This is a genomic window from Saccharicrinis aurantiacus, from assembly GCF_947489045.1.
In the GTDB taxonomy this organism is placed as follows: Bacteria; Bacteroidota; Bacteroidia; order Bacteroidales; family Marinilabiliaceae; genus Saccharicrinis; species Saccharicrinis aurantiacus.
In genome coordinates, this window is the sequence record NZ_CANLCN010000003.1 from 134,443 (window position 1) to 158,963 (window position 24,521).

Sequence of the window (24,521 nt, forward strand, 5' to 3'; positions counted from 1 at the left end):
TTATTCAGCTATACATATTAACAAAATATCAAGTGTTAATTTGTGTATAACGTAAAGTTGAATAAGTAAAAATTATACTATGAACAAACAATTACAATTAGTAATGGCAATGGCATTATTGTTACTTTCGGTAAATACTAATGCACAATATTTGCAATCAGATTATTATGGATTTGAAGATGCTGATATTAATGGAGATGGATCAAACTTAGTTTTTGGATGGTGGATTACGGCTGATGCTAATAATCATATGATACAAAGTAATGAGTTTGCATCAGAAGGTACTTATAGTTTAAAAATTGGGTCAGATGATTATTCGCTTAATGCAGATAAGGAGTGGCGTGCTGACTGCGGTGCTACAGCAAAAATAGGCTCAGAACCAAGTGTAACAATTCCAGGAGATTATGTGTTATCTTTCAAGGTTTATATACCATCTGGAGACAATACCATTATAGATAAAATAAAAACTATTTATTCTGACCCTAAGGATAATTATGATGATGGTGTTACAAATGTATGGGCGCAAACGCAATGGGATTTATCAAGTGTTACCGTTCGTGATGCTTGGGTTACGCTTAGAGCTACTATAAATATACCAACAGTAGGTACAAAAGCAGAAAAACCAAAGCAGATACAGCTTCGTGTCTTAGGAGATTATCGTCCAAACTCAGGAGCAGGTTATATATATATTGATGATATAAAACTTGAAGATCCAATTGACACTGATAATCCTGATTTTATTATGGATTACTCTTATTTTGGTTTTGAGTATGGGCCAGATTCTTGGTGGATTAATGAAAAACACAGAACTCACGCAATGCTAAGTACTGATGAAGTAGCTACTGGAGCTTATGCTTTAGAAGTGATTGCAGATCCTGACTATGCAGAAGATACAAAATTGCCTGTCTCTTCAACTTCAGGAAAAGGAGGTTACTTTAAAGTAATTAGCGGGTCATATTATGCTGCATCTTTAAAAGTATTTGTAGAGAGTAATAAAACGTATTTTAGCGAATTCTTAACCAATGTGAAAGCAGCCTCTGGATCTGGTTATCAAACTATAAAGTGGGAGTTGCCTAATGATATAGCAAGAGATGAGTGGGTTGAGTTAACACAATTGGTGTACTATAACCCTGATGATGTAGTAGTTGGTGAGCCTGTTTTAACAGAAATGGCTATGACATTTAATATACCTAAAGTAGTAGGTACAAATGTAGGCAGTATGTATATCGATGATATTTCGTTTGTGAAAACAGAGGCTCACCCTGTAACCTTTACTTTGGTAAGAAACGACAATGGTAATCCTGTATCAGGAGCGTCTGTGTCTATTAATAATCAAAACTACATAACCGATAATCAGGGTATGTGCACAACAGATGCGCTTGAAGTAGGAGAGTATTCTTATACAGCTACAAAGAATGGGTTTTATGATGCTACATCAACCATAACAGTTTCTGATGCCAGCACTGATTTTACTGTACCATTAACTGCTGATGATGCTACAATGGTAGATGGAAACGAGGATTTTGATTATAAAATATACCCTAATCCGGCAAGCGCATTAATTAATGTAGCTTCGCCTGTAGGAAGTACAATTACTATATATTCTATTTCGGGTAATAAAATTAAAGTTTTGACTAATAGTTCAAGCTTAACTACAATTAATGTAAGCGATATGGCCAAAGGTTTATACATTGTTGAAATTGTAAGTAATGAAACCAAAGTGATTGAAAAAGTTCAGATAAAATAGTCTAATACTTATCGTAATAAAAACCTCAATGGAATAATTTCTATTGAGGTTTTTTTATTGTTTACAGGCAAACTTCATCAAAAAAAGCTCTGCAAGTCGCGAAAGGACTATAGGTTTAGTGAAATATTGGGTATCAACCTGAAATATTAGAGATTTTATTGAAAGGGTAATATCCAATGCAGAAAGGAGTGGAAATATCTTGATAAGATTGTACTCCCACATTGAAATATCAGCTTACATGTTGATGAGATTAATATGCATTAGTGAAATATTGGCTTGCTAAATGAAAGGGAGGTATTCGTTAATGAAATCATTAAAAATAGTGAGAAGATAATTGTATTCATGACTCGCAGGTACATTATATAAACCTTCAGGCACGATTCTATTTACAAATAGATGTTAATTTGTGTAAATATTAGTATTGATAGTTTAATTAGTCACCTATTTTTAGATATGCATTTAGTTCCATTCAAAATTGATTTAGTTTCACTTAAGCGAGGTAATAAGCATGCTTACGAGGCTATATACTTTGAGTTTTACGATGTTTTATACCACCTAGCATTGCAATATTTAAATAATCAGCAGCATGCACAAGAAATAGTGCAAGATGCTTTTTTAAAATTATGGGAGATAAGGGAGAGTATTAACGACAATACTAATATTCGCAACTTCTTATATACCATTGTAAAAAACAATAGTCTCAACTTTATCAGGAACAAGCAAACGGCGATAAGGCATTATGATATTATACAGCATCATGAATTGGAAATGCAATACCAATCATTACAACGTATTGGTGATGAAGTGATGATTGCCGATGAATTACAAATTAAAATAGAAGCAGCCTTAGATAAATTACCAGAAGAGGTGCGAACTGTTTTTGAGATGAGTAGATTCGAAGATCTAAAAAATGCTGAGATAGCCGATAAACTTGGAATCAGTAAAAAAACTGTTGAGGCCCGAATGACCCGAGCATTAAAACATTTAAAGCTCGAGCTAAAGGATTATTTGTTGCTATTTCCATTAATATGGCAACAGCTGAGTTAGTTAAATTAGTTATCTAGTTCTAGTTCACTTGTTTCAGGTTCTTTTAGTTTAGCATCCTGACAAAGCAAAGTTCTTCCTTTGTATTTTTTAATAATATTGTAGTTGTGGGTAGCCATTATCACTGTTTTCCCTAACGAGGAAATCTCGTGTAATAATTTCATTAAATCATCAGTAGTTTCTGGGTCAAGGTTACCTGTTGGCTCATCTGCTAAAATAAGTTCTGGCTCATTTAATAAAGCTCTAGCAATACCAATGCGTTGCTGTTCGCCACCTGATAACATGTGTGGCTTTTTGTAACCCTTATGAACCATATCTACCTGTGATAAAACTTCACGGATTCTGATATCCATTTCCTTTTTATTTTTCCAACCAGTAGCTTTTAAAACAAAGTTCAGGTTTTCATAAACTGTTCTATCACTCAATAATTGAAAATCTTGAAAAATAATACCCATTTTTCGTCTTAAAAAGGGGATTTGTTTCGATTTAATACTCTTTAATTTATAACCAACAGCAAAGCCGTAACCTTCATGCAGCATCAATTCGGCATACATGGCCTTTAGTAAACTCGACTTTCCACTACCAACCTTACCTATTAAATAAACAAACTCACCTTGCTTTACTTCAAGGTTAACATCCTTGAGTATAATATTTTCGCTGTGTCTGATTAGGGTATTCTTAAACTCAACAATATTTTGGTTGTCGTTTTCTATAGCTACTGCTTGCTTGCTCATATTTAAAGCTTAATTAAATTCTGCTGTGAAAATATAAAAATAATTAGGATTATTCGCGTTCATCCTCCCTAAATTAATAGGTTTAAATATGACTGTATAGAGCTCTTTAATCAACGTGGATACTAATAAAACTTTTATATCTTTAGCGCCGTTAAAAAATAAATCATTATGATAATCGTTATCATAGTGAAGAATAGAATGACTTTAATCTTATATTGAATGATAAACATTAAGCAGCTATCCGTAATAGTTCTCACTCTTTTAATATTCAGTAATATAGAAGCTCAAAAATCATTGGGCGTTGTGCAGCCAATAAATTTATTTGATGAAGGTGTAGAATTATACCGTCTTGGAAAATATGGTTCGGCACGCGATCAGTTTGAAAAAGCTTTGAAAAATTGGCGCGATGCAGAAACCAATCAGTATGCCGAAGCAAAATATTACAGAGCTTTATGTGCTAAAGAACTTGAGAACGATGACGCAACTTATTTGTTTGAGAAGTTTATACATAATCACCCCGAGAGTAATAAAAAGGATTATGCGTATTTTCATTTAGGAGATCTTCAATTAAAGAACAAAAAATATCGCTCTGCACTTCGTCAGTTCGAAAAAGTAAACTCTAGAAGTCTCGATAAAGAAACTCTTCAAGAATATAAATTTAAGAAAGGCTATTGTCATTTTGAGCAAGAAGAATTTGATGTGGCAAATCGTTATTTTAACGATCTGAAGAATATAGATGGTAAATATTACGAAGCTTCCAATTATTATTACGCGCACATACAATATCGCAAAGAAAATTACGACACTGCATTAAAGAGCTTTAATAAGCTTAACGATTCTCCATCTTTCTCAAAGGTAGTTCCATTTTATATTGCACAAATATACTTTCTTCAGAAAGAGTATGATAAGGCCATAGAATACGCTTTGCCTATGCTCGATAATGGCAGTAACAAGCGCAAGGCAGATATGTATCGTATTGTTGGCGAAGCTTATTTTGCGAAAAAAGAATATGCCAAATCAATAGAGTATCTCGAAGAAACCATTCGTTTGTCGTCAAAGGCACGTCGCGAGGATTATTACCACCTTGGTTTCTCTTTCTATTATATGAAGGATTATTCAAAAGCTGCTGATAATTTATCTCGTGTAACGGGCGAAGCTGATGAAATGTCTCAAAATGCATTCTATCATTTGGCAGATTGTTATATTAAGTCTGATGAGAAGAAGCGTGCACGTGTTGCATTTGATGCTGCATCAAAATATAGTTTTGATAAAGATATTCAGGAGGATGCTTTGTTTAATACCATTAAATTAAACTATGAATTATCGTTTTCTCCGTTTAACGAAACCATCAATTCTTTTCTCGATTTTATTGAGAAATTTCCGAATAGCGATAAAATTGATTTAGCATACGATTATTTGGGTAGAGTATTCTTAACCACAAAAAATTACAAAAGTGCCTTAGATGCTCTCGAAAATATTCAAATGAAAAATGCGCGTATATACGAGGCGCTTCAGCGCGTTGCTTATTTTCATGCAATAGATTTATTTACAAACCTTCGTTTTGCTGATGCGATAGATTACTTTTCGTACAGTTTAAAATACAAAACATACAATCATAATTTAGAACTTAAAGCTTATTATTGGAGGGGCGAAGCAAAGTATCGTTTAAGAAAATACGAAGCTGCAGTTGCTGATTATAATACGTATATTTTAAATCCGGGAAGCTTTAATACTGGACACTTCGATTTGGCACATTATAATATTGCTTACGCCGAGTTTAAACAGAAAAATTATACAGAGGCTCAATCGTGGTGGCGAAAATATATCAGTTTAGAAAAAGATAAATCATCAAGGACCATTGGTGATGCCTATAACCGAATTGGAGATTGCTATTTTGTACAGCGCGATTTTAATACCGCAATTTCTTATTATAACCAAGGAGCTTCTATTTCTAAATCATCTCCCGATTATGCAATGTATCAAGAGGCTATTTCTTTAGGGATTTTGAAAAAGCACGATGCTAAAATTGCAGAGCTTCAGGATATCGTTCAAAAATATCCAAGTTCGCCTTATGTAGATGATGCTTTATATGAAATGGGGCAATCTTATGTAACTATTGGGAAATATGATGATGCGATTCGAAAATTTAAAACAATTAAAGAAAAGTACCCATCAAGTAGTTATAGTAAAAAGGCGATGCTACAATTAGGTTTGGTTTACTATAATAATAACGATTATAATAATTCATTATCCTTTTATAAAAGAGTGATAAATGAGTATCCAAATTCTGAAGAAGCTCAGGCTTCGTTGCAAGGTGTGAGAAACATTTACATGGATCGTAACGATTTAAATGGATACGTAAAATATACAAAAGGCTTGGGTAGTTTTGCACAAATTGATGTTCGTGAGCAAGATTCACTAAGTTATGTTTCTGCTGAAAAATATTATATGGAGGGGAATAGCGAAGCAGCCGTTTCAAGTTTCAGAAAATACCTCGATAAATATCCTCAAGGTTTATTTGAAACAAACGCCAATTATTATTTAGCTGATTGCTTGTATAAAAAAGGAGCTAAAGCAGAAGCTTTACAGGCCTTTACAAATGTTACTCAGCGCGGCAAAAATATCTTTTCAGAAGATGCCTTATTACGCAAAGGCGAGATTAGTTTTGGGATGCAAAAATTTGCGGATGCCCTTCAGGCTTTTAAAGAATTAGAAAGTATTGCAGAGATTGCCGAAAATAAGGTAGAGGCTCAAATTGGAGTAATGCGCTGTTATAACGAATTAACCAATTACAACGATTGTATTGAAGCTGCCGATAAGTTAATGCTTAATAATAGGGTAGCTGCTGAAATTGTACGCGAGGCAAGATATCTAAAAGCAAAAGCTTTATTAAATAAAGGTCAGAAAGAATTAGCCATTGAAGAATTTAAGGTATTGTCTGAGAGTCCGCAAAGTGCTGAGGGCGCTGAATCAAGATATATTGTAGCCAATTATTATTTCGAAAAAGGTGAAAAAGAAAAGGCTGAGAATGAGGTGTTCGATCTTGCAAACAAAGGCACTTCGCATCAGTATTGGTTAGCCCGATGCTTTATTCTTCTATCTGATATATATGAATCGGGTTCAGAGTATTTTCAAGCTAAGCAATACCTCGAAAGTATTAATGAAAACTATCAAGCAACCGACGATGATATTAAACCAATGGTTAAGGAGCGTTTGAAACTATTGGAAAGAAAAATGGCAGTAGTTAGCGAGCTAAAATCAGACAGTATCACTATTCAGTAAATTGACCTATTGTAATAAAATCCTTATGAATTCAACATACATCAATAAAATATCAATCTCAATTTGTTTCATTGTTTTATCAGCAAATCTATTTGCTCAAGATGATGTAAATAAAGATGTGAAAGTAGTGCGAGAATATACGCCTATTATATCTGATGCTTTTAAAATAAATGAGCTACCCAATGCTGAGGATGACAGTAATCAGCCTAACATGGATTTTGATTACGAAATACTCACCAAAGCAATGTCATCGGGTATAAGTATTGAGCCAATTACAGCAGCTAAATTAAAGCCAGAACATAAAACGATTCTTGATAAGTCTTATGCCAAAGGTAGTTTAGGAAATTACACTACTGTTAATGGTGAGTTGTACTATAATATATTAAGGTCGAAAGATTATGCATTAGGATTAAATGTGGCGCATACCACTTCAATGGGCAAAGTAACATTAGAGGATGATACTAAATCAGAAGCACCATTTCACGATACTTATGCATCAATGTATTTTCGTCGTTTTCTGAAAAAGAGCACCTTTTCTTTAGATGCTGATTTTTTACATAATGTATACCGATACTATGGATATCAAACTATTGATGAAGCGGCAACATACACCAGTAACATAGGAAATAATGTATTAGGTAGTGATTTATTGCATGATGATAGACAACGCTTAAGTGGTTTTAAAACTACACTTGGCTTTAATAACAAAGAAATAGAAAGTAAAGATACTCCATATAGCATTAAACTAAATCTGGGTACATTCTCAAACGTAACTGGTGTGAGCGAAGGAAATATAGGAATACAGGGTGATGTTAAGTTTCTTGTGTCTAAAAACCTATCGGTAAACATTGATGGAGGTTTTGATTATTTTGGTGCTTCAGTTCCTGATTCTGACGAGATTTATCAATTTAACGAACGCAAAATGACTGTTGCTAACTTGTCTCCTAATATCGAATACGGATTCGATATGGGTAGCATTAGGATAGGATTTGATATGTTTGCTCAAACGGGAGTTGATGGTGAAAATGTTGGCGATGATTTTAATATTGCACCTCATATCGAGGGTGATTTAGTTATTGCTGAAGGTATCGTAACTGCTTTTGGTGGTGTAAAAGGAGATTATTTTGTAAATAATTACGAAAAAATGCAGCGCGAAAACCAATTTATAGCATCGGATCAAATGGTGGCTAATAGTTTTCATGGCTTACATTTATTTGGTGGTGTAAAAGGAAATTTTAGCTCATCGGTAAGTTTTGTAGCGCGTGTCGATCATTCTGTTTTTACTAATGAGCATTTCTATGTAAATAGATCTTATAGTACTTTTATTCCAGAGGATGCTAATGTTCTAAAATCTACTCATCAAACCAACTTATTTGATGTTGTGTATGATGATGGTAATTTGTTTAGTGCTTCAGGTGAATTGAAATATGAGCCTACTAAAAAGTTAAATGTGTTGTTTTTTGCAAAATACAATGGATGGAACTTAAATGATTTAGAATACGCTTGGCATAAACCAGAAGTTGAGATAAATGCACGTGCAAACTTTTCTCCAATGGAAGATCTTTGGATTACTATCGGCTTGAATACTCAAGGTAAAAGATATGCTTATGATGCAGCAACTAATGAAGCTAAAGAGTTAGCTGCTGTTTATGACTTTAATGTAGGAGGGCAGTATTTCATCAGTTCTAAATGGAATGTATTTGCTAACATTAATAATATGTTTGCATCAAAGTATTACCAATGGAATGGCTACCCGATGCAACGCCTTAATATGCATGTAGGGGTAGGTTATAGTTTCTAAAAAACTCATTTACTTAAGTTAAAGAAAAGTGGTTTAAGCTGCTAAAGTGAGATTCGGTTTCTTTAAAGAGTAATTTTCCGAATTACAGGCTTGTCAAATCAATGTATCCGTTGTTTCAATCAGTAAATATTTTATCTTTGCATTCAGCAAAAAATATACTATGGATTATATTGTTTCAGCCCGAAAATACCGTCCTTCTACATTTGTTTCAGTAGTAGGACAACAAAACATAACAACCACATTAAAAAATGCGATAATAGGAAGTCAGTTAGCACATGCATATCTATTTTGTGGTCCGCGAGGTGTTGGAAAAACCACTTGTGCTCGTATTTTTGCTAAAACCATCAACTGTTCTAATATTACACCTGAACACGAAGCTTGTAATGAGTGTGAGTCGTGTATCTCGTTTAACGAAAATAGGTCGTACAATATTCATGAGCTTGATGGAGCCTCTAATAACTCAGTAGAAGATATTCGTAGCTTAATTGATAAAGTACGTGTTCCCCCTCAAATAGGAACATACAGCGTTTATATAATCGATGAGGTTCATATGTTATCTCAGGCAGCATTTAATGCGTTTCTTAAAACCTTAGAAGAGCCACCAAAGCATGCTATATTTATTTTAGCTACAACTGAGAAACACAAAATACTACCTACGATTTTATCGCGATGTCAGATTTACGATTTTAATAGAATCACTATTGAAGATGCTGTAGGGCATTTAAAATATGTTGCTAAAAGTGAATCTGCTGAAATAGAAGAGGAGGGATTAACGGTTATTGCTCAAAAGGCAGATGGTGCCATGCGTGATGCTCTATCTATTTTTGATCAGATCATTGCCTTTTCAGGGAAGTCGGTAAGCTATCAACAAGTTATTGATAATTTAAATGTATTAGATTACGATTTCTATTTTAGATTGATCGATGCTTGTTTACAGGAGAATACATCCGATGTGTTGTTACTCTTCGATGAAATATTGAAACGCGGTTTTGATGCCCATCACTTTATATCGGGCTTAAATTCTCACATAAGAGATGTGCTAGTTTGTAAAGATCCGGCCACAATACAATTATTGGATGTTGGTACTAAAACCAAAGAACGATATGGCGAGCAGGCCAGCAAGTGTGATGTAAATTTTTTAATGGATGCATTAGAAATAGTAAATGCATGCGATTTACAATATAGGGTAGCAAAAAATAAGAGGTTACATGTTGAGTTCTCCCTCTTAAAAGTTGCCCGGATATTAACTGAAAAAAAGTAAAGAAAAAGGCTGAGTTAAAACGCGGTTCCGGAACAAAGCAAGCCCCAAAGGCTGCAACCGGTACTCAAGCCACAGGTGTGCGAACACCTGCTAAGCCCGCAGTAAAAGCAAATAAACCAGAAGTAACACGTCAACCATTAAAAACCATTTCATTAAAGGCGGCCTTAAGCAATAATCCGCCCGCCCCTAATCCGCAAGTAAATCCTAATCAAAGTAAGCAGGTTCTAACCAGTAAATTATTTGTTGATCCTAATTGGAGTACTGCTTTTAATCAGGACCAATTGCGCGATGTTTGGTTGAAATTTGGAAGAGGCATAGAACAGAAAAATCCTAGGTTTGCTAGTATTATAGCTGTGCATGTTCCAAATATTATCGAAGGGAATAATATTGAGTTGAGTTTAAAAAATGTAACTCAAGAAAACGAAATAAAAACCAATAAGGGCTTGATATTGCAGCATCTTAGGCATCATTTACAAAATGCCAATGTGCAATTAGAAACAAAGTTGGTATTAGATAATAGTAATGATGGAAAAGCATTTACCGCAGCAGATAAAGCAAAAGTAATGCTAAAGAAAAACCCAATGTTACTCGAGTTAACAAAGAAGTTTAATCTTGATGTTGAGTAATTAAACAACACAGGTATTTATAATTTAATATTGGAGCATTTATACTTGATTGTATATTGAACCCTTCTTAAATTTACTTGTTAATTCTTTGGTTTGATATTGTTTAAACCAGAAATATTATAAGATTGATAAACTATAATAAGTCTATATAAAACGATGTTTTCAGGTATGAAACATCACAAATGATAAAATTGATTATGACAGAGACTTCAAGAATAATTTACACAAAAACAGATGAGGCACCAGCCTTGGCGACCTATTCTTTTTTACCAATTGTTAGAGCTTATACCGAGGCTGCAGAAGTAGCCGTAGAGTTAAAAGATATTTCTTTAGCAGGAAGAATTATTTCTACCTTTCCTGAGAAATTAACAGCTGAGCAAAAACAAAGTGATGCCCTTGCTGAGCTTGGAGAATTGGCAAAAACCCCTGAAGCCAATATTATTAAGCTCCCAAATATTAGTGCATCTATTCCTCAGTTAACTGCAGCAATTGCGGAGTTGCAGGATAATGGTTATGATATTCCTGATTTCCCTGTAGAAGCAACAACTGATGCAGAAAAAGAAATAAAAGCGCGTTATTCAAAGGTATTAGGTAGTGCGGTAAACCCTGTTCTTCGCGAAGGAAATTCTGATCGTAGAGTAGCTGCTGCAGTGAAGCAATATGCCAAAGATAATCCGCATTCGATGGGTGCATGGAGTGCCGATTCTAAGTCTCACGTAGCTCATATGACTGAAGGTGATTTTTATTCAAGTGAGAAGTCATATGTTTCACCAAAAGCAGATTCAGTTAGAATAGAGTTACATGCAGAAGGTAAAGTACAAGTATTAAAAGAAAGTACTGATTTATTAGAGGGCGAAGTTATTGACGGTTCTGTAATGAGTAAAAAAGCTTTGTGTGCGTATTTCGAAAAAGAAATTACAGCAGCAAAAGATGAAGATGTATTATTATCTCTTCACCTAAAAGCTACTATGATGAAGGTATCTGATCCAATTATGTTTGGACATGCGGTTACCGTTTTCTATAAAGATGTTTTTGCAAAATATGCCCATAAATTCGCTGAGCTTGGTGTTGATCAAAAGAACGGATTAGGCGATGTATACGCTAAAATAGCTAGCTTACCTGAAGCTGAAAAAGCTGAGATTGAAGCGGCTATTCAAGATGTATATAAAACACGTCCTGAAATGGCGATGGTAAATTCAGATAAAGGCATTACAAATCTTCACGTACCTAGTGATATTATCATTGATGCTTCTATGCCTGCTGCATTGCGTACTTCAGGACAAATGTGGGGACCAGATGGAAACCTTAAGGATACCAAAGCTTTAATTCCGGATAGGTGTTATGCAGGTATTTATCAAGAAGTATTTACTTTTTGTAAAGCCAATGGAGCATTTGATGTAACCACAATGGGTAACGTTTCAAACGTTGGTTTAATGGCTAAAAAAGCCGAGGAATATGGCTCGCACGATAAAACTTTTGAGATTCCTGTAAACGGAACTGTTAAAGTAGTAAATAATGCAGGTGATGTTGTTTTTGAGCATGCTGTTGAAGAAGGAGATATTTGGCGCATGTGTCAAACTAAAGATGTTGCGATTAAGGATTGGGTTAAGTTAGCTGTTAATAGAGCTAGTGCAACCGGCAATCCTGCTATCTTTTGGTTAGATGAAGCGCGTTCTCATGATGCGGCTGTTATTGCAAAAGTAAATACGTATTTAAAAGATCACGATACAGCAGGTTTAGATATCCAGATTTTAACTCCAGTTGATGCTATAAAATATACTTTAAAACGTGTAAAAGCAGGTGAGGATACAATTTCAGTAACAGGAAATGTATTGCGTGATTACTTAACAGATTTATTTCCAATTCTTGAATTAGGAACTAGCGCTAAAATGCTTTCTATTGTTCCTCTTCTTGCGGGTGGTGGATTATACGAAACTGGTGCAGGAGGTTCTGCTCCTAAGCACGTTCAACAGTTTGTTGAAGAAGGACACCTTCGCTGGGATTCATTGGGTGAGTTTTTAGCTTTAGCTGTTTCTCTCGAAGATCTTGGAATTAAAACTGATAATAAAAAGGCAATCGTTTTAGCTAAGGCTCTCGATAAAGCCAATGGATTATTCCTTAAAAATGATAAATCGCCTTCACGTAAAGTGAAGGAACTAGATAACCGAGGAAGTCATTTTTATTTGGCTATGTATTGGGCTCAAGCTTTAGCTGATCAAACTGAAGATGCTGAATTACAAATTCGATTCTCAAAATTAGCTACAGAATTAGAAGTTAAAGAATCAGTAATTGTAGAAGAGCTAAATAAGGCACAAGGTAAAGCAATTGATTGTGGAGGATATTTCCTTCCAAGCGATGCGAAAACTTCTGCAGCAATGCGACCAAGTGCAACATTTAATAGTTTGTTAGCAGCTTTATAAAAGTTGATAAATTCATTTTGGACCAATATATAATTACATATATGGTAAGTACAATATTTTTGAACGCCTCAAGGTTATCCTTGGGGCGTTCGTCGTTTAATATATAACTAATGGGTAGTAATGAAAACACTGTTGATGGTGATGAATTTAATTAACGTGAATTCGACGTAAGAAAAGTTCTATTTGAAGAGAAAATAAATAAAGCATTTGTTGTATTTGTGTGTCCGACTTTTAAATATATAGTGGCAAAAATTCAATCCCCATAGAGCATGTTATATTAAAAGAGAAAAGCAGAATAAGGTATTTGAAGACCGCGCTCAGAGAGGCTAATGCTCAATTGGATGGTTTTACGGATTCAAACTACACTTTCATTGAAACGGTAAATGATGAACTAAAAAATATCTGTCAGATTGAACATACAAGACACAGGTCATTTGAAAACTTTCTCGCAAATTTAATTGCCAGTTTAATAGCATATTATTTCTTACCTAAGAGGCTCTCTGTAAATATATACATCATAGGTGATGACCATATTAATAAGGCTACTTATACCAATACTACATTAAAATGAGCCTTATTCTTTCGTCCTTTTTAACTTATCCATCGTTAAAAAATATCACTGTAGCCATGCTATGCCTCAATTTTTCGCCTTGCTAGGCTAAAAATACACAAAATAATTTAAGGCTCACTTTAAAATATAATTGGTATTAGATCGAACTCAGGTTAATTATTCTTTTTATCCCTTCAAAAAAGTTATTTTCTCTTGAGTATATCCTTTTAATCAAATTCATCCTTAAAATTCTATTACTAGCCTATCAACAAAAGCTGTATAACGATCATATGATTTTGCAAAGCTATTAATAGTCTGCGATATTATTCCTAAGTCACTTTTATTAGAAATAGTTTTAATGTAGGTAACTTTTACATAACAGTATGTACATAAGTGTCCTTTAAATACATATATTATGTTCACTGGGAATTTGTGTAAAATATGAGATTAGTGTAGTGATTATGTTTATTTATCACTGCCAATTTTGTGTTCGTCAAATTAGATAGTTTATTAATATAAAATATATATTGAGTTTTATCCAATTAATTTTACATATAAAAATAACCTCCTTTGAGTTACGGATAAATCTCTGTAGCGCTGTGTTTACGGGCTTAATAGTAACAAAAGGTTAGTGTTATAATCAAGCCAAAATACATGTTGTATAACACATAAAAAGTATTTTCATTATGAAAGCCCATGTATAGTTACTTACCACATTAAAAAAAACTACCATAATGATGAATATCGTTTATATGTATGTATTCTATTTTGAATATAACATAATTGTAATATTTTTGTCGCGTTATTTATATTATTAATAATTATAATCTATTTTATGAGAAATTATGTTGCAACAGGTGCGTTGTTCTTAATTTTTTCCATTGGAGTATTTGCGCAAGGAAATTCTGATCGTACTGCTTCATTTGAAATTGGAACATCGCCATTTGTGGACAGCGAGGCGTTACTCACGCCCTCGTTTTTAAAAGCACGTTACTTCTTTTCTGATTTTGCAGCTCGTTTGAGCATTGGCACTGATATGCTTTTTGTAAGCGATCAGGAAAATAACGCAGAATCGGTAAAGAATTTGGCTGACTTTGAGATTAGGCCTGGTATTGAGTATCATATCTCGGCTAGTGAGAATGCTATACCTTTTATAGGTGTAGATTTTATTTATGCATCGCAAGAAAAAAGTTTTGATACAGAAGCTGGAGCTCCTGTTGATGGCGCCTGGGATGTAGATGATTACGAGAATTCAAGAGGCTTCAATGCCTGGGGAGTTAACCTAGTAGCTGGTGGCGACTACTTTATCAAAGGTAGTAATTTTTATGTAGGAGCTGAAGTTGGATTCGAGTTTTTAAACATTAATTACGCTGAAGTAAAATGGAACGAACAAGTGTTGAGTTCTTCTACTACTATGCGTCAATTTAAACCAACATTAAGTAGTATGCTACGTATTGGTGTTGCGTTTTAAACCTTTACTTAATTTTTAAAAGAAAATCATGAGAAACAAAAATTACACGTTTAAGCTGTGTAGGTTGTTAATGGTATGTGCTCTGCTATTTGGAGCAGTACATAACAATTCCTATGCGCAAAATTTTAGCATTGATGCAAGTCAAAGCTCAGACCCTGCTGATTCCAAGCCGGATAATGACGATTATAACCGAGTTTATCAATACGTTGCAGGGGAAACACTAATTAAAGCTGTTTTAGAAAACTTTGTTGGCCTAGATAATGGAGACCCTCTTTATCTTTATTATAATAAGAGCAATGATGCATCTGATTTAAATAAAGAACAAATCATTGATACTAAATACTTCGACACAAATTGGTCGTCACATTCTTTAAACGGTTTGATTAATACGGTAGGGGAGTATTCTGTATTTGCAGGTCACTTTTCAGGTCGTTTCGATAATTTAAGTGAATTGAATTATACCGATGATATAAATGATCTTGTTGGAGGTGAAACGTCTGAAGTTTATGTGGTTGGTAGTGCAACAAGTACTTATACAAAAGGACATATACCTACGTATCATAAGTTGAAAACGCCGTGTTTCCCAAAGGCTCAATTAGTAGTTTCTATACCGGAAGGGGCTCAGATTACTAGTGCAGATGTTAGCTATTCTATGACAGCTACAAATGGTGCTTATATGAGTGAGCAATATTCTAAGGTTTCATGTATTACTGCAGGAGGTTTAAGCGAAAGTTCTTATTCTTCTGGAACAGGAAATAGTGCAGGTACGTATTCTTACACTCGTTCGTTAGATATCGCTAATGGTGTAACAGCAGGTGGCGCTATTGTTTTTGAAATGGATGCATATAGAACCTGGGATTCAAATTCTGATACTGGAGGATGTGGAACTTCATTTAATAAGGTTGATAATGGAACTTGGACAATAACAGTAAACTATAGAGAAGCAGTTGTTGATTTCCCTATATCATTTACTAAAAGTGGTAACCGTTACCTAACTACTAATGCTTTTGCATTAAATACTGAAATAGAAGGAGATGTAAATTTAGTTGTTGATTTTGATCTGCAAAATTCACAAACTTATCCTCTTGTGGTTGAGTACTCAACAAATGGAGGTAGTTCTTTTACCGCTTTAGAGTATAATAATGGTACTGAAGATGTAAGCGAAATATTCCCAACATCAAACTTCCCTGATGCATTTGAACTACCAGCTGCAGCTTTAAAATCAGCAACATTGTTTCGTGTCCGTCAGGTCGATGCATCTGCTCTAACGCCCAATAGTAATTCTTTTACAATAAATTCTATGTCAATTGTAAAAGGAGAGGCTATTCAAGCAATTTACACGCAAAAATTAGGCGATTTTGAAATTGTATCAGAACATGTTAATACTGATCCAGTACCGTCCGTTAAAAGTATTTCTGCTGTAAATAACAGTGATAAATACCCTGGAGAAGAGGTAGAATTCAAAATGGAAATTGAAAATATTGATGACTTCAATGGTTTATCTTTATTTGTAAAAGGGACTTCAGGTGAATACCAAAAAGTAATACCTTCTTCTACTGATTTAGCAAATGATCAATTGAATTTTAAATACGTAATACCAAGTGACATTGAAATGTATTATGGTCAGGTGATGAAAATTGATGCAATGTTAGTTGAGGGTGACGAAATTGTTGAAGGTTCTAACGGATACGATGATATTATTACCACAGAAATGTTCTTTGATGCGGAAAACTTAATGGGTTCTAATTCAGTTGCTGGTAACGATATTGATTTTACCTTATCAGGTACAAGACAATATACAACTCTACCTATTGAGATCACTAACGCAAGTAATGCCATATTATCTGCAACAATAACACGTTTAAACGAAGCAGTACCTACTACAGGTAGTGATATTGTTATTGAGTATAGCACAAATGGTATTACATGGACACAACTTGGTGATAATATTGCCTTAGGTGGAGTCGATGGTGTTGGCTTAGCAGGTAAATACTTTGAGTTTAGTCTTAATGAGAGTATTGTTTCTGAAACAACACAATTCCGTGCCCGTCAGATAACGGATAATAATCGTGAAGATATTAACACATGGCAGTTAAGAAATTTCCATTTGTTTATTTCTGGTAGAGGGGGTAATATTATTGAGAACCCTGTTTCTGCAAATGTTTCGATTGCTGCCCCAACAATGGCCGTAGAGTTAAAGGATGCCAATAATCAGCTGATATATCCTGGTGATGAAGTAACATTTACTATTAAGGATGTAGACTCTGACTTTGTATTGCCTGACTATGCATATATTGAAGTTACTTACACAAGCTACGATGATAATGGTTATGTTGTTGATAATAGGTTTTTACAAACTTTAGAAGAGTTAAAGGACGGTGATTTTGATGTAAAGATCCCATTTGATAACGGAGGGTTTAAAAACTTATTTGTAAGTGTTGTGGCAGACGGATTTTCTAATAAGGCATCTGCACCGTTTACTGTTCAGTCTCCTTCGGTTGAAATTACATCTGTTTCTAACGATCTTGTTGATAATGATACTGAATTTAATGTTGCAGGCAAAACCATTGAGGTAGCATTTAAATTAGATGGTAATGTTGGTAGCGATATCGCTTATTTATCATTAGAGTATTTTGATGGTTCTGAGTGGATGAGTATAGCACAACAAGAGCTTACTTCTGGAACAACAGGTACAATAGCAGGTGAATTACCAGTTGCTTATTTTGGTGATGTTTCTAGTATAAGAGTAGCATTATTACCAAAAGAGTGTGAGGATAGTTTTGCTTGTTATTCATACAAAGATCAAACTTCGCATTTTCGTGATGATGAATACAGGTGGTACGATTTTTCATCGGCACTACCAGGCTCAAAGTATTTAACTGATGTTACAGTAATTACGGAAACAGAATCTGAGAGCTATGATAATGCTTATATTTATCCGTATATTTCTGATTGGGAAGTAATTTCAACAAATCCAATTGTTTCTAGCAATGTTTATCAATCATCCGTAATTAATTTTAATGATTATATCGCTGTTCCTGAAGATTTATTAGGTACTAGTGGTAAATTAGGAATTACTTATGATGCAGATGTTAATCTACGCAAGTTAAGAGTAATTACTCCTTACCAAGGAAAAGTTATATCTGCAGCAGAAGAAATTAATGTTGCTTATCCAACAGTTTCACTTTCTGATATTAATGAGTTTTATGGCTCACAGTTTTATTCAGCCCAAGAAATGGAGTTTCAATACTCTACCTTTGCTATAGAAGAGGGCGACGCTAAGTTTGCTATCTATCTTGAGCAAGGTTCTGAGTATATTATGTTAGATATTAATTCTAGCGTTGGTTTAGTAAATCGAATAGTAACAATGCCTACAAGCGCGGCTTTAACAGAGGCAGGTTTTGATCTGAATAGCAAATTTGATGTTCAAATTGTTGCTTTTGATCCAGCTGATGAAGAGGCTATAATCTCAGATATTGACAAAACGTTTGTAACAAGTGATTTTACAGGATATGGATATACCATTAATTCTGATGGATATGATTTTTATTTCTCAAAAGAAGGACAGCGTTCTATTGTAATAGTTGAGAAACTTGAAAATTTAGCTGATTATAATGAAACAGTTACTTTATCTTTTGATTATTACGCAAGCATCCAATATCCAACAGAGAGCACCTTACCAAAGGTTCAAATTTCAAGTGATAATGGAGAAACTTATACAAGTATAGAGATTCCTGAATCAGAATATGCTTCATTGGCTTGCCTTGATGCCTCAGGAACACACTCTTACGAAGTAGAGATGCCTGTAGAGTATCTATCTGAAGGTAATTATATACGTTTTATACAAGATGTAGTAGCAGGAGCTGATATTAATACTTGGAGAGTGAGTAATGTACACCTTTCTGGAATTAATAATCTATTGGATTATGTACTTCGTTTACCTGGAGAGCGCGAAATTAATTACTTCGAGAATGATGAGTATGCACCATATATCAACTTTGATGCTTACCAATTGTCGGTAACTAGCTTCGATTATGATAATGAAAATAGCTTTTTACCAGAGGTTCATGAAGGGGAAACAATTACATTAGATTGGAAACCTGTTTATGACGAAGAAGGTGAGTTAGTACGAGGTATTGAGTGGCCAGCAAACACAATGTTTGAGTTCATGTTACCATGTAACAATAACGACGGCTATCATACTGTAACAGTTGACGCTGCAACACAAGAGTTTGATTTTACTTTAGCAGATTCAGTAGATGTTACTACTGGGCTTTATAATATTAAAGTTAAAGCTACTATTGTAGATGAAGAAGGAGAGGTGCTTTATCAATATCCTTCTGAAGGGGCTCAAAATTCGCATGTTGATATCTCTACACGCGAGTGGGATCCAATGCAATTGTTATTTATTAACGAAACTACACCAACCTTGCGTCGTTTAAATGCTGAGCAATTAACAAGTGTCGATTTCTATTTAGCTGATACAGCTGTAGTTAAATACGAATTACATGGTCAGTGGACTGAGGATATTCAAATGGCAGGTGTACTTGAGTTGTTTGACAGATCAGATGATTTAATTGAAAGACAAGTGCTTGAAATAGCTGATGAACTAATTGGAGATTCAATAGCTGTTAAGATACCTAATTCGGTAGAAGAAGCTAAGCGCTATGAATTAAAACTATACCCATATATTGGCGATGCTATCGAATTTGGAACTACTATAAATATTGAAAACAAAGAGCTAATCGTTGAAGGAGGTGATTTTGATTATGATTATTCTTATTGGTACATGAATGCAGAAGGTAACAGATCAGTAACAACACCTGCATATGATTTATTCGGTATGAATAATATGACATTGTCTTTTGAATATGCAACGAACTCTATTACTGAAAACCCAGCAACCTTACCTAGGTTAGAAGTTTCAATTGATGGAGAAAACTTTACTTTCTTAAAAATAAGTGAAGATCAATCTCAATTTGGAAATCAAGGTTACCTTCCTGTAACAGGATGGAGAGTGTTTACTGTAGATGTACCTCAGGAATATTTGTCTTCTGCTACTCAGTTCCGTATTGCTCAAGAAACAAGTTTTGATGCAGACGAAGAAATGTGGGCTGTATATAATTTTAAATATACTTATGGTACTTATAATATTGTAGAACCAAGTATTAATGTAAATGATGATGCTGAGGAAGAGTTTAGATCTCAGGAAGTTAACATTCTTCAACCATTAGTTTCTGATTATACTTTCGAACTTGTGAGCGATGAAGATGGTTTTGAACCTGTATTATTCCCAACTGATGAAGCACAGTTTACTTATACAACAGATGCTGTAAACTATCCTGAAGGTACAGAATTCTCTTTCTATATCGAAGATTATATAAAAGAGCCATTCATGATTGCTTCAGCGGCCGATACTGTATTTACATTTACATTGCCTAACGATATTGAGCGTGGCACTTACAATGTGTACGTACATGTTGCAAATGGTGAGTATGTATACGAGGAGTTATTGGATGAAGATGGTGATTTAAGATCATATGCTGGTTCAATTAATGTTTACAACCCAGTTCTTAAAACAGTAGTTAACGAAGAGGAAGTAATCTATGCAGGTAACACAGTGAGTGTATCTGGTGTTTACGAAAACTCTGATCGCACGCCGAATGCCGATTATTACTATAACCTAGTATTAACAGATCAAATTGGTGATCAGTGGTTATTAGCTACTCAACAAGGAAGCACTGAATTTAACAATGTTGTTATACCTACATTTGTTGGTGGTGCAAATCGTACATTCGAGATTGTAGTATCAATGAAGAGTGCAGTTGGTGTTGTTGGCGAAAAATATGAGTCAATAGATGATAAAGTACTTAACAGTTCTGATGATTTTGAAGAGAGTAGAATTAATCTTCCAAATTATTCTGAAGGTACACGTGTTACATTAACTACTACATCAGAATTAGATTTAACAGATAAAGCCTTTGTTAAATTTGATATAGCTGCAACAGAATTAGCTGTTACTGATAATCAAAAAGTAGTTCTTGAGTATTCTATTGATGGTGGTTATACCTACGTTGCAATGGCTTCTTATCCTGATGAGCGTTTCGATGAAGAAAACATGAGTCAAGAAGAAAGAATTGCTATTCCATCTGAAGCTAATATCGAAGGTGCTCTTCTTCGTTGGAGAATTGAAGAGTTTAAAGAGTCATTTAACTTATCTAACATTGCGCTTGAGTATATGTCTACTGATTATACATACGCTCCAGTTATTTCTCAATCTGTTAGTGAATTTGTATCATCTCAAAAAATTAACATTGAGGATGTGGTATATACACCAGGTTGTGAAGGTGGTGTACTTGATTTAACTTATAGTATTAAAGGTAAATTTGGAGCAGATGCAGAGCTTAAGTTAAAATCTACAAATGGTAGTTACTATGAAGATCTAGAAGGTGAAGATATTGTATGGACTAGTATTACAGAAGGTTCAGGTATTATCACGCTTCATTTAAATACAGTTGATTATTTCAGCGAGAGCGAGAATCAGACATTTGAATTTGATGTTAAAGATGAAACTGCTTCTGAATTATATGAAGAATCAGATTATGAGGTGTCTATATCTGGTGAGTCAAGTCGTATGACTGCAAGCTTATATAAAGTAGCTGAAATTAATAATGTTACTTTAAGCGCAGATAATCGTAATTGCGTTGAGGCTGATCGTATTGCAACTATTTCAGGGGTGCAAGAGCACTTTATTTATCAGCTACGTAATTATGTAACTGGTGAGCTTGTTGGAGATGCTGTTGTTGTAGATACAGAGGATGAAGACCTTATGGATAAAGAAACGTTCCCTTATTATAATGGATCTTCTTTAGATATTAACTTAGGTCTACTTACAGAAGAGTTAACTGTAGAGGTTCAAGTTACTTCTCAAGCTAACGATCATTCATTTACATGTGTTACAGAAATACCTAATGAACAAGCTAAATTTTATATAAATCCAATTCCGGCTATTCACTATACCGATGGTACAAATAGTGTAAAACAGCCTATTACGGAAGCTCAATTATTTGAAGTATGCGAAGGTACTTATCCTTATACTTTCTACTTTGGTTATTATAAAGATGGTGCTTGGAATTCGGTTTCTACAAAATGGTTACGTAATGGTACTACGGTAGCAACTTCATCTTACTACAATGATTATTCAACTAATGGTAATTATACTATTGAGTATGATTTAAATGAAAACTGTAGTTTACTAGAACCAGTAACATTCGCTATCGAAATATACGAAGTTCCAGAACAACCTACTGTTACAATGCCTGAAGAAGAGTTTACTTGTGAAACTGAAACAGTAACATTAACTGCAACAGAAGGGTACACATTCTATCGTTGGTACAAAGATGGTTCACAGCAGTATACTTATAACCAAACTCTTGAAGTTAATGAATCAGGAGTTTATCAAGTTGAAGTATCTAATGTTGCATTTGACAAAGAATGTGTAAGTGCCATATCAACTCCTGTAGCTATTGATTTACATACTTTTAATGATATTTCATTGTCTGCAACTAACATTTCTTTATGTGGCGATGATAATGTGGGCGAGTTAACAATGTATAACACTCAGGCAGAAGTTACTTACCTACTTAAGGATGAGGTTTCAAATGAGGTATTTGCCACTGTGGTTGGAACAGGTTCGACTGTAACATTTACTACAGAAGCCTTTGAGAAAGACATGCAGCAACTATATGTTGAAGCTGTTTGGGATAACGACGAAAACTGTGCTAAAATATTTGAAGAATTACTAGTTACGGTTGAGTTTACTCCTGAGTATGTGATGTTTGTAAATCATGAAACTGTAAATTCTTATACTGAGGTAACTGAGGATATGCAAGTTTGCTATGGTGCTAGCTTAAAAGTTTCAACAGCAGATGAGCAAAGTAACGGAACGAACATCACTTGGTACAAAGATGGGTATACTGTCTCTTCAGAGAGCTATGTAAGCAATGCAACAGAAGGTACCTATACTGCCCGTTTTAGAAACGGTAATTGTGAGTACGATATCGCTACAGTTACAGTATTGCCAAGAGTTGAGAAACCAATGTTAACTGCTGATGGTGAATCTCAATTCTGTGAAGGAGAAGGTGAGTATACTTTAATTGCACCAGAAGATTTTGCTGGATATATTTGGTATAGAAACAATACTTCTTACCCAATGACAGATTATCCTTCAGATGTAAATACACTATCGCTAACCAATGGTGGAGGTTCGTACTATGTAAAAGTAAAGAACGAAGCTGGTTGTGTAAGTCCTATGTCTGATGCTGTTAGTGTTGAGATTTATTCTAAACCATCAGTTCCAGAGGCATCTCAAATTTGTGATCCAGAAATGGTTAAAGTTTCTGTGTCGAGTGTAACAACAAATGCAATTTATTCAATCATTAACTACGAAACTGGTGAGACTTTAAGTAACTCATATGTTGCAACAAGTAGCAGTAGTTTCACAATGCAGCTTTCTTCTGAAATATCGGGTAGAGTAACTGCTGCAATAGTTGCGCAAAAGGTTGGAGAAGAAGCTTGTTCTGTAGAGTCATTACCATTTGAAGTTAGTCCAAGTATGATAGAAATTGTTGCGTACGGTAATGTACTTGAAGTTGAAACAACTATTTCAGGATCGTACAGTTACGTTTGGTTCCGTAACGGAAATCGTATGAACAATCAATCAGGAAGTTCAATTACTATTTACGATGATGCTCAATATTCAGTTATTGCAACACCAAATAGTTCAGATGGATGTAAATTAGAAGCTACATTTGGTGAATTAGCATCTACTGAACCTGATACTGAGATCGAAGCATCAATTTATCCTAATCCAGCAACTAATTTTGTAAATCTTAAGCTTGCTAATTACGAAGGCGATGTAAATGTGAAGATTTACGATGTATCTGGTACTCTTTTCGGGTCATATACTTACGAGGCTGATGCTAGCTCTGATAAACAGATTGATTTAAGTAACGTTAGCAAAGGTTACTTTAACCTTGAGGTTACAGCTGGTGACAAAACTATTGTTGAGCGTTTTATTAAAAACTAAAAAAACAGTATTAAAATGAAGAATATAAAAATAGCAGTGTTATTGTTATTCATTGCAGGAGCTTTAAGCTCCTGCCTTGAAACAGAAACACCAGAGCCTGCAAGTATTTTAACAGGTGAATGGGAAGTTGAGAATGTAATGGCAGACGGAGAAGTAGAGTTTGTATCCATGTCATCACTACATTTAAATAATAATGGTAAATTTTTATTTATTAATGTAGATAATTTCGCTTCTGCTGGAGATTGGCAATCTGAAAGCACAGATAAGTTAACCTTAACGGGAGATGATGATTATGTACAAGAGTATACAGTTGCATATGTTGATTGGGATAAGCTTGAAATATTTAGAGCTATGACAATTGGTGAAAGTACCGTAACTATTAGGTATTTGATGCGAAGAATAAACTAAGAACTAGTTTATTGTAATTTTTAATAATGATGCCTGGTAGTATTTTGCTACCAGGCATTTTTGTTTACTTATCTTTAAATTAAAATCTA

General features: G+C 34.4%; 11 protein-coding genes and 1 pseudogene. 11 read left to right on the plus strand and 1 reads right to left on the minus strand.

Features of this window, described 5'->3' with window-relative positions; genetic code table 11:
• Window positions 1–79: 79 nt before the first annotated feature.
• Together QMO11_RS05430 and QMO11_RS05435 are read left to right on the plus strand one after the other, a co-directional pair.
• The gene (locus QMO11_RS05430) at window positions 80–1,747 is read left to right on the plus strand and encodes a T9SS type A sorting domain-containing protein (protein WP_282036380.1); all 1,668 of its coding nucleotides are present in this window, start codon (window positions 80–82) and stop codon (window positions 1,745–1,747) included.
• Between the two features lie 396 nt (window positions 1,748–2,143).
• Complete coding sequence (locus QMO11_RS05435) at window positions 2,144–2,794, plus strand: RNA polymerase sigma-70 factor (protein WP_282036381.1); 651 nt, start codon at window positions 2,144–2,146, stop codon at window positions 2,792–2,794.
• Between the two features lie 5 nt (window positions 2,795–2,799).
• On the opposite strand, the gene QMO11_RS05440 is transcribed toward QMO11_RS05435, so the two are convergent.
• Window positions 2,800–3,525, minus strand: a complete 726-nt coding sequence (locus QMO11_RS05440) for a cell division ATP-binding protein FtsE (RefSeq protein ID WP_139314954.1) — start codon at window positions 3,523–3,525, stop codon at window positions 2,800–2,802.
• 219 nt (window positions 3,526–3,744) lie between these two features.
• On the opposite strand from QMO11_RS05440, the gene QMO11_RS05445 reads away from it, so the two are divergent.
• The 9 genes and pseudogenes from QMO11_RS05445 (at window position 3,745) to QMO11_RS05485 (ending at window position 24,432) form a co-directional block, all read left to right on the plus strand.
• On the plus strand, window positions 3,745–6,807 hold the full coding sequence (locus QMO11_RS05445) for a tetratricopeptide repeat protein (RefSeq protein ID WP_282036382.1): 3,063 nt from the start codon (window positions 3,745–3,747) through the stop codon (window positions 6,805–6,807).
• A gap of 25 nt (window positions 6,808–6,832) precedes the next feature.
• Window positions 6,833–8,608 carry a hypothetical protein gene (locus QMO11_RS05450; protein WP_282036383.1) on the plus strand — a complete coding sequence of 592 codons (1,776 nt, stop codon included), beginning with the start codon at window positions 6,833–6,835 and terminating at the stop codon, window positions 8,606–8,608.
• Window positions 8,609–8,768: 160 nt separating this feature from the next.
• A complete protein-coding gene (locus QMO11_RS05455; protein ID WP_282036384.1) occupies window positions 8,769–9,869 on the plus strand; it encodes a DNA polymerase III subunit gamma/tau in 1,101 nt (366 codons plus the stop codon).
• 77 nt (window positions 9,870–9,946) lie between these two features.
• On the plus strand, window positions 9,947–10,495 hold the full coding sequence (locus QMO11_RS05460; RefSeq protein ID WP_282036385.1) for a hypothetical protein: 549 nt from the start codon (window positions 9,947–9,949) through the stop codon (window positions 10,493–10,495).
• Window positions 10,496–10,677: 182 nt separating this feature from the next.
• The gene (locus QMO11_RS05465; RefSeq protein ID WP_282036386.1) at window positions 10,678–12,915 is read left to right on the plus strand and encodes an NADP-dependent isocitrate dehydrogenase; all 2,238 of its coding nucleotides are present in this window, start codon (window positions 10,678–10,680) and stop codon (window positions 12,913–12,915) included.
• Between the two features lie 370 nt (window positions 12,916–13,285).
• Window positions 13,286–13,486, plus strand: a pseudogene (locus QMO11_RS05470) (transposase); the annotation flags it as partial.
• Window positions 13,487–14,300: 814 nt separating this feature from the next.
• On the plus strand, window positions 14,301–14,936 hold the full coding sequence (locus tag QMO11_RS05475) for a hypothetical protein (protein WP_282036387.1): 636 nt from the start codon (window positions 14,301–14,303) through the stop codon (window positions 14,934–14,936).
• A gap of 28 nt (window positions 14,937–14,964) precedes the next feature.
• Window positions 14,965–24,024: a T9SS type A sorting domain-containing protein gene (locus QMO11_RS05480; RefSeq protein WP_282036388.1), complete on the plus strand. Its 9,060-nt coding sequence runs from the start codon at window positions 14,965–14,967 to the stop codon at window positions 24,022–24,024.
• Window positions 24,025–24,039: 15 nt separating this feature from the next.
• Window positions 24,040–24,432 carry a hypothetical protein gene (locus QMO11_RS05485; RefSeq protein WP_282036389.1) on the plus strand — a complete coding sequence of 131 codons (393 nt, stop codon included), beginning with the start codon at window positions 24,040–24,042 and terminating at the stop codon, window positions 24,430–24,432.
• Window positions 24,433–24,521: the final 89 nt, after the last annotated feature.

Excerpts from the sequence above, each read along its gene's own strand:
- QMO11_RS05485 (WP_282036389.1), top strand. The coding sequence starts at position 24,040 with ATGAAGAATATAAAAATAGCAGTGTTATTGTTATTCATTGCAGGAGCT.
- QMO11_RS05475 (WP_282036387.1), top strand. The coding sequence starts at position 14,301 with ATGAGAAATTATGTTGCAACAGGTGCGTTGTTCTTAATTTTTTCCATT.
- QMO11_RS05445 (WP_282036382.1), top strand. The coding sequence starts at position 3,745 with ATGATAAACATTAAGCAGCTATCCGTAATAGTTCTCACTCTTTTAATA.
- QMO11_RS05450 (WP_282036383.1), top strand. The coding sequence starts at position 6,833 with ATGAATTCAACATACATCAATAAAATATCAATCTCAATTTGTTTCATT.
- QMO11_RS05435 (WP_282036381.1), top strand. The coding sequence starts at position 2,144 with ATGTTAATTTGTGTAAATATTAGTATTGATAGTTTAATTAGTCACCTA.
- QMO11_RS05455 (WP_282036384.1), top strand. The coding sequence starts at position 8,769 with ATGGATTATATTGTTTCAGCCCGAAAATACCGTCCTTCTACATTTGTT.
- QMO11_RS05440 (WP_139314954.1), bottom strand. The coding sequence starts at position 3,525 with ATGAGCAAGCAAGCAGTAGCTATAGAAAACGACAACCAAAATATTGTT.
- QMO11_RS05430 (WP_282036380.1), top strand. The coding sequence starts at position 80 with ATGAACAAACAATTACAATTAGTAATGGCAATGGCATTATTGTTACTT.
- QMO11_RS05480 (WP_282036388.1), top strand. The coding sequence starts at position 14,965 with ATGAGAAACAAAAATTACACGTTTAAGCTGTGTAGGTTGTTAATGGTA.
- QMO11_RS05465 (WP_282036386.1), top strand. The coding sequence starts at position 10,678 with ATGATAAAATTGATTATGACAGAGACTTCAAGAATAATTTACACAAAA.